This is a genomic window from Paenibacillus sp. FSL P2-0121, assembly GCF_037975345.1.
Classification (GTDB): domain Bacteria; phylum Bacillota; class Bacilli; order Paenibacillales; family Paenibacillaceae; genus Paenibacillus_AQ; species Paenibacillus_AQ odorifer.
In genome coordinates, this window is record NZ_CP150245.1 from 472,767 (window position 1) to 485,282 (window position 12,516).

Annotated in this window: 12 protein-coding genes and 1 riboswitch; of the genes, 4 read left to right on the forward strand and 8 right to left on the reverse strand. The window is 44.7% G+C overall.

Annotation, left to right across the window (positions count from 1 at the left end):
- The first annotated feature begins 25 nt into the window (after positions 1-25).
- Entirely contained in the window at positions 26-1,549 is a 1,524-nt protein-coding gene (locus tag MKY54_RS02075) for a DHA2 family efflux MFS transporter permease subunit (RefSeq protein ID WP_076124605.1), read from the forward strand.
- A gap of 46 nt (positions 1,550-1,595) precedes the next feature.
- Here the strand turns inward: MKY54_RS02075 and MKY54_RS02080 are convergent, their stop codons facing one another.
- A complete protein-coding gene (locus MKY54_RS02080) occupies positions 1,596-2,642 on the reverse strand; it encodes a YncE family protein (RefSeq protein WP_339189292.1) in 1,047 nt (348 codons plus the stop codon).
- Between the two features lie 185 nt (positions 2,643-2,827).
- Between MKY54_RS02080 and MKY54_RS02085 the strand changes: the two genes are divergently transcribed.
- Together MKY54_RS02085 and MKY54_RS02090 are read left to right on the forward strand one after the other, a co-directional pair.
- Positions 2,828-3,709, forward strand: a complete 882-nt coding sequence (locus tag MKY54_RS02085) for a nucleotidyltransferase domain-containing protein (protein WP_339189295.1) — start codon at positions 2,828-2,830, stop codon at positions 3,707-3,709.
- A 344-nt stretch (positions 3,710-4,053) separates the two neighbouring features.
- A complete protein-coding gene (locus MKY54_RS02090) occupies positions 4,054-4,692 on the forward strand; it encodes a WecB/TagA/CpsF family glycosyltransferase (RefSeq protein WP_339189296.1) in 639 nt (212 codons plus the stop codon).
- 409 nt (positions 4,693-5,101) lie between these two features.
- Here MKY54_RS02090 and MKY54_RS02095 read toward each other — a convergent pair whose 3' ends face one another.
- The 7 genes from MKY54_RS02095 to MKY54_RS02125 form a co-directional block, all read right to left on the reverse strand.
- Complete coding sequence (locus tag MKY54_RS02095) at positions 5,102-5,473, reverse strand: hypothetical protein (RefSeq protein ID WP_339189298.1); 372 nt, start codon at positions 5,471-5,473, stop codon at positions 5,102-5,104.
- 197 nt (positions 5,474-5,670) lie between these two features.
- The gene (locus MKY54_RS02100; protein ID WP_248549110.1) at positions 5,671-6,504 is read right to left on the reverse strand and encodes an ABC transporter ATP-binding protein; all 834 of its coding nucleotides are present in this window, start codon (positions 6,502-6,504) and stop codon (positions 5,671-5,673) included.
- Between the two features lie 34 nt (positions 6,505-6,538).
- A complete protein-coding gene (locus MKY54_RS02105; protein WP_036682669.1) occupies positions 6,539-7,300 on the reverse strand; it encodes an ABC transporter permease in 762 nt (253 codons plus the stop codon).
- Positions 7,297-7,590 (reverse strand): MTH1187 family thiamine-binding protein, encoded by a 294-nt coding sequence (locus tag MKY54_RS02110; RefSeq protein WP_076220745.1) that lies wholly within the window; start codon positions 7,588-7,590, stop codon positions 7,297-7,299. The genes MKY54_RS02105 and MKY54_RS02110 overlap by 4 nt, the downstream gene beginning before the upstream one ends.
- A 78-nt stretch (positions 7,591-7,668) precedes the next feature.
- Entirely contained in the window at positions 7,669-8,718 is a 1,050-nt protein-coding gene (locus MKY54_RS02115) for an ABC transporter substrate-binding protein (protein ID WP_076124596.1), read from the reverse strand.
- A gap of 161 nt (positions 8,719-8,879) precedes the next feature.
- Positions 8,880-8,990: riboswitch (TPP riboswitch) on the reverse strand.
- A 158-nt stretch (positions 8,991-9,148) separates the two neighbouring features.
- Complete coding sequence (locus tag MKY54_RS02120) at positions 9,149-10,600, reverse strand: hypothetical protein (RefSeq protein WP_076185225.1); 1,452 nt, start codon at positions 10,598-10,600, stop codon at positions 9,149-9,151.
- A 72-nt stretch (positions 10,601-10,672) separates the two neighbouring features.
- Entirely contained in the window at positions 10,673-11,893 is a 1,221-nt protein-coding gene (locus MKY54_RS02125) for an MFS transporter (protein WP_339189299.1), read from the reverse strand.
- A 160-nt stretch (positions 11,894-12,053) separates the two neighbouring features.
- Here MKY54_RS02125 and MKY54_RS02130 point away from each other — a divergent pair, with 160 nt between their 5' ends.
- Positions 12,054-12,473, forward strand: a complete 420-nt coding sequence (locus MKY54_RS02130) for a pyridoxamine 5'-phosphate oxidase family protein (protein ID WP_036682665.1) — start codon at positions 12,054-12,056, stop codon at positions 12,471-12,473.
- Positions 12,474-12,516 lie beyond the last annotated feature (43 nt).

Below are 12,516 nucleotides of genomic sequence, written 5' to 3' on the forward strand. Positions count from 1 at the left end.
TGATTATAGAATGGAGGATTCCAAAATGAAAACGAAAGAAAGTAAAGCGTCCTATGGGATTTTGGCAATCCTTATGATTGGTGCATTTGTTGCTTTACTGAGTAATACCTTGCTCAATATAGCTTTACCATCGATTATGAAGGATTTTGATGTCAGTGCCTCAACGGTACAGTGGTTATCGACGGGTTATATGCTAGTGAACGGGATCATGATTCCTTCAACGGCCTTTTTAATTCAAAAGTATACAGCCAGACGATTATTCCTAATCGCCATTGGATTATTTGCAATAGGGACCTTCATTGGAGGCTTTGCTCCAAGTTTCCCTGTATTATTGATTGCGAGAATGGTCCAAGCCTCAGGGGCCGCGATTATGATGCCATTATTAATGAATGTATTGTTCACCACATTTCCACCTGAAAAACGTGGCTCGGCCATGGGGATGTTTGGTTTGGTTATGATTTTTGCACCAGCCATTGGTCCTACACTCTCAGGATGGATTATTCAGCATTATGAATGGCCTGTGCTGTTCTTTATGATTGCACCGATCGCCGTATTGGTGTTCATTCTTGCCTTCTTCAAACTGCATGATCCTAAAAAAGATGTGGCTATTAAAATTGATATTCTATCTGTAGTTCTATCAGCGATTGGGTTCGGGGGTCTTCTATACGGCTTCAGTTCCGCTGGGAATAAAGGATGGGATGATCCAATGGTCTACTCCACCCTTATTATCGGGGTTATTGGTTTAGTGATATTCATTATGCGCCAGATGAAGATGAAGGAGCCTATGCTTAACTTCAGAGTGTACAAATATCCGATGTTCGCTTTATCCTCAGCGATTTCGATTACACTGAATATGGCGATGTTCTCAGCCATGATGTTAATGCCGATTTATCTGCAAAATATTAGAGGTATTTCACCTCTGGATTCGGGACTCCTAATGTTGCCTGGTGCTTTGATTATGGGGGTTATGTCTCCAATCACAGGTAAATTGTTCGATAAATTCGGCGGCAAAGTCTTAGCGTTAATCGGTCTGGCTATCGTAGTGATCAGTACGTATTTCTTTAGTGATCTAACTGAGACAACGAAATATTCGACACTTATGATTTTGTATTCTGTGAGAATGTTCGGGATTTCAATGGTTATGATGCCTGTGATGACCAATGGTCTGAACTCCATCCCGGCTAAATATACACCACATGGTACAGCCATGAACAGTACGATTCAGCAAGTCTCCGGGGCGATTGGCGGGGCGCTGCTTGTAACGATTATGTCTAACAGTACTACTTCACATGTCAAAGATATGGTAGCTGAGGCTGTGAGTAAATTAACGGCTAAGCCTTCTGCAGAGCAATTGCTTGGCATTCAAAACCAAGTCATCGCAAAAGCAACGATCGAAGGAATTAATGATGCGTTCTTAGTGTCAGTAGGCGTTGCCATTATTGCCTTTATCCTAGCTTTCTTCATAAAAAGAGGGATACAGCCTAAGGATACAGAAACAGTCGAGGAAAAAGTGGCTGTTAAACAAGTTTCATCCGCTAGATCGATGTAATTTGATATGTAGAAAGACGCTCACCTATGGTGGGCGTCTTTTTGTCTTAATTAAAAATAGAACTCTGAGTGAGTCTTGGTCCATCTTGAATGACCGTTATGGAGTCGTTTCCACCTACATAAATTCTATTTGTGAGCGGGTTTAGCACAGTGCTGCCTGATACGGAGGAGAATCTTGCGAGCCGTTTAAACGTGGTGGCGTTATAAACGGACATATGATTCTTATCAAAATTACCAACAAATAAATGATTTGTATTCGGGTTGATAATCGTGTTGGAGGAGGTAGGCAACACCTTTGTGGTTATAATTTTGTTGTTGCGCCCATCTATGACAAACAGCCTGCCCTTACCCTCCACTTGTGCACTTGAGACATAAATACGATTCTTCAGCGGATTTATAACGACCTCACTTTGCAAACGTCCCAGCTGTACATTACGCAACAATTTATTGGTTCGGCCATTGATCACAGAAAGAAACCGGCTCAAGTTATTAGCGACATAAATACGATTGGTAATTTTATTAAGTGCTGGCGCTATCACGGGGTTACTTCCGACTTTTATTGTCGCAATGATCGCCTGTGTAGTTCCGTTAATGACGGTGACGCTATCATTTACTGTATTGGTCACATAGACACGGTTGGTAAGCTCATTGATAACAATTCTGGAGGGGCGTCCACCGATTTCAATCTTTTTACGGACCTGATTTGTTTTCCCGTCTATGATGAATAGGGTTCCGAATGCGCTAGTTACATAAATCAGATTGGTTCGAATATTTACTCCGATATTGTCTGGGAATCGGCCTACTTTGACAGTTTTGATTACCTGGTTTGTCCGCCCGTTTATGACAGATACGTTTTCGTCACGGAAGTTAGGTACATAAATCCGGTTGGTTTGGGGGTTGATTCCGAGCTGAGACGGCAGTCTTCCTACAGGGATCCGAGCGATAATGCGATTAGTTCTGCCCTCCAATACCCCGATAGTTCCAGCCTCGGTGTCTGGGTTTACAAAGTATACTCGATTCGTGACGACATTTACTTTTATATCTCCGATCGGTCCGGCAGAGCGGACTGTAGCAATCACTTTTGGCTGCGCCATGCTTTTACCCCTTTCCAAGTAAATAGATACTTCATTATATTTAGGCTTAGGCAAAAGGGTACTTCATTTATCCTTGCAAGATATATATTAGGAGTGTAGAATGGTACTCCATTATCCAAATATTAGGTTAGGTGTAAGCGTTTTATTTTTTGAGAAATTGAGATTGATTGGAGGTTGGGGTTGAGATGGTGAAATCAGTGTTGTCGGATATTTTATTAACACCTGATAAGACGCAGGCTCATAGCGAATTATTAGAGGAAATTGGGCAGTATATCACACAAGAAATTCTAAATCATCCGTTAATGAAAGAGGAGAGTCAGCGGGTAAGTATTCTCCTTGATGGATCGACCGCACTTGGTGTGGTGGATGAGCAGTCGGATGTGGATGTAATCATTATTTGTCAGGACGAGTATTATAGCAGCATTAATCATCGGTTCGAGCAAGCGGGGCTGATCCCGGAGCAAAGTAGTTTTTTTATGGATTTACGACTTCCCAGCGGCAAGTCCGGACATTACACACTGCATAAAATATCAGAAATCAAAGCGGCGTTAATGAGCGGAAATATGGAATGGCTGTGGAATGCTTCTATTTCTTATATCTACTATGACCGATTGGATGTAAAGTCGCTTTTTGATGCCTATGTGCCCCTCCAACCTGAAGTCCTAATGAGATTTCGTAAGAATTCATACATACAGTTAAGAAGTTATGCCAAAAGCTTAGATAATCCGGTAGTGCGTGGCGACGCCTTTCCTATTTTATTTTTAGCGGTTTCTCTTTATAAAGAAGCATTACGCTGTGCCATTACTATTGAAGGTCACCCCTACCCCTATGACAAATGGCTGGTACCTGTAGCCAAACAAACGACTGTCGGCCGAAAGATTATGGAGTGTGCGGGCGATTTTTGGAGTTTTATTAGAGATGATGAATCCTTTGCCCCTATGTACCAGGAGGATAATAACTTTGTCAAAATGGAAAAACGATTCCGGAAGATACTTGTAGAGGAATTCCGCATGCGGGGGATCGATGAATCTTGGTTAGTAGAGTGGTGGAAGTTTATGGAGGAGTGAGTGGAGCTATAGGGTGTTTGGTGAGTAGAGTAGCTGTGGTGGCGGGGTTGCTGGGGATGGCTGTAGTGGCTGGGATGGTCGGAGTGGTGGAATGGTCGGATGGTTGAAGTGGCTATAAGTATTTGGGTGAGTGGCTAGCTGGCTGTAGTGATTAAGTAACTTAAATGACTCCCCTTCCTCCTCTTGATTATGGTAAGGTATATTGAAGTGGAATTTTAGTGAGAGGTGATTATATGGACGGGACAGTTTCAATATTAGGAGTTCCCTTTTCAAAACTAACACTACATGAGACAACACTTCATCTAACAAAGCATATTCAATCTGGGGAATCGAAACTTTTCCATTTGATCACGGCTAACCCGGAAATTACGATAACAAGTCAATCGGACGAGCTGCTACGAACCATACTTCAAGAAGCGGATCTAATCACTCCTGACGGGATTGGCATTGTGATGGCATCAAAAAGAAAAGGCGATCCTATTGCTGAGAGGGTAACTGGATATGAGCTGCTTCTTGAGCTTTTGGAGCAAGGAAATAGCTTGGGATGGAGTTTTTATTTCTTGGGAACAGATGAGCTTACCAGCTGTAAAGCGGTCGAAAAGATCACGGAGTTATATCCGAATGTGAAGATTGCAGGAAGACATAATGGTTTTCTTACCAAGGAAGAGGAGCCTGCCATTGTAGCAGAAATACAGCGCGCACAGCCAGATTTCCTGATCGTTGCGATGGGTGCGCCATACTCTGACAAATGGGTATATAAGCACAAACAGGAGCTTACGCAGGTAAAAGTTGTTTTTGGCGTGGGGGGCAGCTTAGATGTAATAGCGGGAAAAGTTACTCCTGCACCAGCGCTATGGAAAAAACTCAATCTAGAGTGGTTGCATCGACTTTTGTTCGCTCCCGTTGCGAAGGGACAAAAGTCGCGATGGCGCAGACAGGCAGTGCTGCCCAAATTCGTGTTCCGAGCTATGATTAGGAAATGAAGAAAAGGCCTCGTTTATGGGGGCCTTTTTTTGGTTCGGTTGGTGGGAGAGGAGGAGGGGGCAGATGTGAGAGTAGGAAGTAAGGAGTAGGGGGAAGAGTAAGAGAGATTAGTGGGAGTAAGGTGAGGAGTATGAGCAAGAGTGAGTAGTGAGTAGTGAGTAGTGAGATTGAGGTAAGGAGTAGAGTAGAGTAAGTAGTGGGAGTATGTGTAAGAGTAGTGAGTAGAATGTAAGTGCGACTATAGCTGTGACCTTTAAACAAATTAATAATAATAAACAACACCGATTCTGGTTGATGCCATAGTCTCGTATTTAATTCAAACTAAAAGCTAAAGAGGAACAATAAGGGCAAAAATGCCCCTGAGTCACTGGAATTCCGCCGAAGTGGGAAATAGAAAGCAAAAATGCCCTAGATCGGGTGCAATACAGCCCGACGAAGCAAATCAACGGTATAAATCCCGTAGAATGAGCCAAATCCGGCCCGACGAAGTGAATCAACGGTATAAATCCCGTAGACTGAGCCGAATCCGGCCCGACGAAGCAAATCAACGGTATAAATCCCGCAGAATGAGCCGAATCCGGCCTGAAGCAGCAAATCAACGGTATAAATCCCGCAGAATGAGCCGAGTCCGGCCCGAAGCAGCAAATCAACGGTATAAATCCCGTAGACTGAGCCGAATCCGGCCCAAAGCAGCAAATCACCGGTATAAATCCCGTAGACTGAGCCGAATCCGGCCCAAAGCAGCAAATCACCGGTATAAATCCCGTAGAATGTCCCCAACCCGCCCGGTTACTATCCATTACCAACAGGGAGTCGGTTTTCGCCACACATTTAATGTGATCCCTACTATGATGAGTGAAATTTGTTTAATTGAGCAGATACATCCGCGTCAATTATAAATAGGGCAGGAGTTTATCGCTGCAAAATAAAAAACTGACACCGCTATACCAGCGATATCAGTTTACAGTTTTTAGCGATTAAGCTAGCGGCTGCCTATTTTTAGCTTGTTCCTCTCGCATCCACTGTGACAACTGGCGTTTGAGCTTAAGGAATTCGGGAGAGTCCGTAATCTCATCACGGCGTGGCCGCGGAAACGGCACATCGACTGTATGCAGAATGGAGCCGGGGCGGCCGGAAAATACATAGATACGATTAGAGAGCAACAACGCTTCTTCGATGTTGTGAGTAATGAACAGCACAGAGCGGCGATTCTCTTCCCACAGCTCAAGCAGCCAGCGCTGCATTTCACTGCGAGTTAGTGCATCGAGTGCGCTGAAAGGTTCATCCAGCAACATTAGCTCCTGGGGAGCGAGCAATGCTCTGAGAAAAGCTGCACGCTGCTGCATCCCGCCAGACAGCATATGCGGATAAGCATGTTCGAACCCGCTTAACCCAACCTTGGTAAGCCACTGGCGCGCTTCCTCGCGGGCTCCATCCCGCAGTGCACCTTTGATCTCCCCAGCAAGCAGCACATTATCCTCAATTGTACGCCAAGGAAAAAGCGCAGGCTGCTGCGGCATATAACTAATTTCACCGCGTTGACCTGTAACGACCTTACCGTTCATGCGGATCGTGCCTGCATCGGGTTTCACAAGGCCGCCAATCATATGGAATAAGGTGCTTTTTCCGCAGCCGGAAGGACCAACGATCGAAACGAACTCTTGTTGCTCTACCTTGAGAGAGACATTATTCAGAACTTTCGTCTCACGGCGACGATGGGAAAAAGATTTGGAGATGCCGCTCACTTCAAGGGCGGGTGCCACGGTATGAGCTTCAGGAGAGCTTATGACTTCTGTTGTTCTGTGTTGCATTTGCGTCGCTTGAGACATACAGGCATCTTCCTTTCTATGAGTTACGGCGCGGCTTCCAGCGAACCAGCCATTTTTCCAGCAATGCAATAATAGCAAAGAGTACAAGACTTAAAAGTACAATAATAACAATAGCAACAAACATCCGATCCGTACGATATGCGGATTTCTGCAGAAGCATATAATAGCCAATACCTTTATCCGCGCCAATCCATTCAGCGACCACGGCGCCCATAACCGCATAAGTAGCAGATATTTTTACGCCGGAAAATAGTGCCGGGATAGAAGAGGGCAGCTCCAGCTTGGTGAAGATTTGCCACTTGCTTGCGCCAGCCATTTTCATATAATTCATCATGACCTGATCACTTTGGGCCAGACCGCCCATCGCAGCGACAGCTACCGGGAAGAAACATACTAGTGTAATCAGCACGATTTTGGGCAAAAGACCAAAGCCGAACCAGATAATGAGCAGGGGTCCGAGCGCGATGGAGGGAACATTTTGACTCAGAATAATAAGTGGATAAAAAGCCCGTCTAGCCCAAGGCAAAAGATGCAAAAGCAAAGCAACGATCAGGCCTACCCCCGTACCAATGGGAAAACCAATTAAAGTGAGCCGCAGCGTAGCCATCGTATGTGCCCAAAGACCAGAAGCGTTACTGGTGGATTCACGAGCAATATCAGCAGGACTCGGCAGAATCCAGGATTCAATATGAAATACAGATACAGATAGCTGCCATACGGTTAAAAAGAAGACGACCGCCACAAGGGGCGGCCATATTAGCTTCCAGGTCGATCTCACAGCCGATATTTCTCCGTCAATTTATCCATGCTGATTCCGTTAGGATTATGAGCGATTTTGATCTGCGAAATTACGCTTGGACTGCCTGCTTCGATCAACGCCTCCTGCATCTGACGCACAACCTCCAGCAGCTCGCTAAGCTCACCTTCCATTGTGGTTTCCAGTGGATTCACTTGATGTTTAACACCGGATTTCTGAATGACCTCAATCGCTTTATCTACGTATGGGATGGAATCCTCATTGTTCGGAGTTTTTGGAATTACTTGAATGCTTAGTAGGGTGTTAGCCACAATAATCAATCCTCTCATTTTATAAGGTAAGTTCAAAAAGCCAACTTTGATAACGAAGTAATTCATTACAATTGTTGTTTACTCCGCCGGTAAAAAATCATTACTGAATGCACTAGCAGCATCCAGCGGTTTATCCAGCAACTTCAGATCATACATCCAATCGCCGTAATTTTGCCAGACCTCGGTTTTTTGCTCGCCCCAGCGGGCAGCATCGTCCTTGTATTTTGGGCTAAGCCATTTTTGGCTAGCTAGGACAAGGTCGGCGTCCAGGTCAGGAACGGCCTTCGATAACATACCGGCAGCCTCTTCCGGATGATCTATGGCATATTGATAACCTTTTGATGTGGCTTTCATGAAGGCCTTCACCAGATCAGGATGATCTGCAATTTGCTTCTCACTCGTCGTCAGCACAGGCGTGTAATAATCGAGCTGCGGCGCATAATCCTTTAAGTACAGCATATCCAATGGCTCGCCACGCAACTCAGCCTCAACACCAGTCCAAGCGTAGAAAATCCAGGCGAAATCAATGTCACGTTTGACGGCGGTAAAATAATCAGCTTCACCGATACTGATCAGCTTCACCTTTTTCACATCGCCACCTTCAGGATCCATGATAGCTTTCATGGCTGCTTCTTCGGCCGGTGAGCCCCAGCCTCCGTAGGTTTTACCTTCGAAATCCTTTGGTGATTTAATATTGCGATCTACTGGAGCAGCGAATCCCGACGTATTATGCTGAATAATAGCTGCTATCGAGACAAGGGGTACGCCTTGTAGACGGGCTAGTGTTAATCCTTCTTGGGCGCTGATGCCAAATGCGGCTTCGCCAGAAGTAACCATAGTATCAGAACCCGCTGCGCCTGGCTGAACGATCTCGACGTCCAGACCTTCTTCAGCGTAGTAACCAAGATCCTTAGCTACGTATAGACCGGTATGATTCGTGTTCGGTGTCCAGTCGAGTGCGACTTTAACTTTGGTGAGCTCTTTTGGAGCATCCGTCCCAGCCGCAGCAGTTGGATCAGTAGCATTTGCTTTGTTTCCGGCTGTATTCCCATTGTTGCTGCCGCATCCGGCAATGGCAAGAATGAGTACACAGGTGAGGCACAACGTAAGTGCTTTTTTAAGGTGCATGTCTTCTTCTCTCCTTTAAGGTTACAAGAATCCCGTCTTCACAACATGAACCGTAAAGTGTAGTATGTACGTTTTTCTACATCTTTTAGTGATCTTACAAAAAAAGCGCCCCGAGTGATCGGGACGCTGGCTTGGCGCAAGGTTAGTTAAGGTCACAGGGACCAGAACCAATTGGCGATTCCTACGCTGGCATTATCCAGATCAGGTATAAGGGTCAGTATCTTGTGGGATACAATCTCAGCCGGCCAATTCCAGCACCCCTGGTTCTATGAAGTTAACGGGTATTTCTATGTGCAATATAAGTAAGTATAAGTTTTGTACCCATACTTTATATCTTATATTTCTCGCATACGGTGTATTATAGACGGCTGTACTCAGAATGTCTAGTAGTGCACTCCTGAATTTTTCCAATCAAGTAGTTTCTTTTTTGCTAGTCTAGATCTTTATATTTTTTGCGGTGACGCCGTTTAAGCTCACTAACCAGCGCCCCTAGCGTGAGGACAACGCTGATCAGAATCCCGCTCATGATCACGAAGAGGGCAAGAAATTCAAAGGGAGAATAACCAATCATTTTACTCCATTGAATCTTTCCATCCAGATCGTCAATGACCTGATTCATGCCGTAAATCCCGCTTACTACCGTAAATACAGTAAGAATCATCAGCAGATTATCCCGTCGCTTGGATTGAAACTTATCCTGATACTGAAACAGGTCATTTAAGGTTTCTTTCACTTCCTCGAACAAAGCGTCGTTTCCGTATACTTTACGCAGCTGAAGAAATATCTCCCGGCCCTGCGACTGGGAAATCAACTCCAAGAAGTAGAACTTTGCCGAGAACTTATTAATGGAGTAGATTAGATTGTCTATTTCCTCATAATCATGATTAATCCGAAGTCGGGAGTGCATATTGGCGAGCTTTAGCAGAACGATTTTGTGGAAAATATTGAGTAAAAATCCGTAATAATATTGCCCGTACATCTGGTTGGCTAGACTAACAGCAATCTCCTGTTCAGCGCGGGTCATGCAGCAAAAGGTTTGCTCATTCATCATATAATATGTGTCTGGACCCCAGCGATTATAGGAATGCTCATGACAATAGTTTGCAATATACGCTGGATCGCTGGCACTGGCATAGGGCTTTCCGTTCAGATTAATTCCATCAAGCTGTGAGGCGCGATAGCGTAGATTTACACTAATCTCATCAGAGCTTTCTTCATTCTGAAAGCCGTAAAAAGCTTGCACCTGCATTCTTTCATCTACGAAAAAAGGAAGGGTCTCGAAATAAGCCCCATTGATATCCGATTGATCCAGATATGGCTCCAGTCCATCCACCAAATTTCGGAAGACAAAATCCTCTACCATCTCATAGGTCTGTTCCCCGCAATGAATATAAGTGTAATCATCCTGTATGAAGGTATTCTCTAGCGCACGGAAACGATCTGCGAATTCTAGGGCAATACTAAAGGGAATTGAATCCCCCTCCAGCTGGACACGTATCGTCACGAATCCAAGCTGAAAAGGACATATGAATATATCCGTCGAGAGAATTTTGAAAAATATAGATTGCTGCGGAATCTCCAGAATGCAGTCGAGATTATTTACTCTGGAAAAACGGCGAAACGAGTCGGCATCCTTCCTGCGTGGAAAAAGGACATGTGCAGCAAACGGTAAATAGGTGCGCTCCATTCGTTCATGGGAAACACAGTAGCCATCTCCGTAGTAGGCAGCTTCAAGCTCTTTATTATCCAGAAAAAAACGTGTGAAGCCGTCGTCCTGTAATTGCTGGATAAGCTGCTTAGAATCGCCCTTTTTTATAGAAAAGGGAAATATAAACTGCATGAGCGCAGTATGTAACAAAGGCTCAGTTGAAGACTCATTCATTCATCGTCCATCCTTGTGCTCAGAATATGCTTATAGATCACATTACCCTAAAAGGATAACGTTGATACTGTTCTAAATACGGAAACTCTTTCCTTTCACCGCTTGCATAGATTGGAACCTCCATGCGGCAATGCTAAGCAGAAACAAGAAGGCGGCAAAAGCGGCAAGTAATCCGGCTGTTTGTGCCACTTCTAAATGGTCCATAGACCAGCCCATAAACAGAGGTAGCAAAGCACCGCCAACACCTCCGGAAGCAATCATAATGCTGGGTGTTGACTCTTCGGTGCCAGGCAGCATTTTGCTGGAGTAGACTAAAGCAATGGAGAAAATACCGGACATAAACAGCCCCAGCAGCAGAATTACAATGAAAGCAGCCATTCGATTGTCAGTGAACGGAAAGAGTGCCAGCAGTAACAAGGTTAGTAAACAGCTGCTGAGAATGTACACGCGATAAGATATTTTTTCGGCAATTACACCCGCAAACAATCTTCCTGTAGACATCGCCAGCCAAAAGAAAGTGACTGTCAGTGCTGCGGCAGACTCCGTCATCCCTAGCTTGGCAATAAAGATAGCCGGCATAAAGTTGACTAAACTCATCTCTGTGCCTACATAAAGAAAAAAGAAAACGATGAAGATCCCTAACAGAATCCATTGCTTACCTTTATACGGAAATTTTTTGTTAGAACGTGAGCTTGAGGATTGCGAATTGTCTGCTCCTTGGACAGAGGCGCGTTCATCCAGCATTCGTTGTAGATTACCGAAATGCCCTCTTGTCCAGAGGATAAGAGAAATTAAGGAGAAGGCAGCGACGATTAGAAAGGCCAATCTCCACGCTCCGGCAGCAATGAGCGGACTGGCGATAAGCGGCATCACGAGTGCGCCTATCCCGAATAGCACTTCAAGCCGGCTCATTGCAATAGCAGTTCCTTCGGTTACAGCACCAATAATAATGGTGCCGATAACCGCTTCGATCATCCCGAAACCAAAACCTGCGGCAACAGCGATAACATACATCCAGCCCCAAGGCGGTAGAAAGGCGTAGGCAATTTCTGCAACTAGTAGAAGACTGGTGGCAATGAGGATGCCTCCACGTTTACCGAAGCGGCGATTAAGCAGGGGAGAGACCAACACACCTGCTAAAAAACCAGCGAATTGACTAAAGATTAATTCACCGCCAGCACTATAATTTTGATCATAATGTTGCAGTAGAACGGGCAGAATAGATCCCAGCACAACATGTGCCAGACCGATAACGAAGTAGGAAAGACAGCCGATCCAAATCAGTTTTTTCACGAAGTAAGCTCCTTATCTTGAAGTAGTTTATGAGGTAAGGTCGGATTCAATGTGAACCTGAAGGGTACATTATAATAAGCACCATTGTTATGATAAATCCAAACGGTGAGCTTGGATATATAAACTTTTGTTTACATGCTTGAAGGGAGAGATTTACGTAATGGATAACAAACAACTGGAGCAACTCATTATTAAAGCATTGGATGACAACAAGTTCGGTTCCTTTGGTACGATCGAAGAAGGAAATAAGCCGAAAGTACGTTATATGGCCATTTTCCATGAGGGTTTGAAGATTTATTTGGCTACAAATCGCAAAACTCATAAAGTGGAGGAGTTATCCGATAATCCGAATGCTTTTGTACTGCTTGGCTATGAGGCAGGTGGAAGCAAAGATGTGCTGGAGATTGAAGCAACTGCTACCGTCTCTAAGGATGAAGGCTTGCGCTCCAAAGTATGGAATAAAGAGCTGGAGCCATGGTTTACAGGACCTGATGATCCTAATTATGTAATTCTGGAGCTTACTCCAACACGTATTGAGTATGTAGGCAGCAATAAAGAGCATGGAGTATGGCAGCCGTAAGCTATAGCGTTGAATTGATCAAACAGCCCTCCTATCCCATATG

Excerpts from the sequence above, each read along its gene's own strand:
- MKY54_RS02115 (WP_076124596.1), bottom strand. The coding sequence starts at position 8,718 with ATGCACCTTAAAAAAGCACTTACGTTGTGCCTCACCTGTGTACTCATT.
- MKY54_RS02075 (WP_076124605.1), top strand. The coding sequence starts at position 26 with ATGAAAACGAAAGAAAGTAAAGCGTCCTATGGGATTTTGGCAATCCTT.
- MKY54_RS02085 (WP_339189295.1), top strand. The coding sequence starts at position 2,828 with ATGGTGAAATCAGTGTTGTCGGATATTTTATTAACACCTGATAAGACG.
- MKY54_RS02080 (WP_339189292.1), bottom strand. The coding sequence starts at position 2,642 with ATGGCGCAGCCAAAAGTGATTGCTACAGTCCGCTCTGCCGGACCGATC.
- MKY54_RS02100 (WP_248549110.1), bottom strand. The coding sequence starts at position 6,504 with ATGCAACACAGAACAACAGAAGTCATAAGCTCTCCTGAAGCTCATACC.
- MKY54_RS02130 (WP_036682665.1), top strand. The coding sequence starts at position 12,054 with ATGGATAACAAACAACTGGAGCAACTCATTATTAAAGCATTGGATGAC.
- MKY54_RS02120 (WP_076185225.1), bottom strand. The coding sequence starts at position 10,600 with ATGAATGAGTCTTCAACTGAGCCTTTGTTACATACTGCGCTCATGCAG.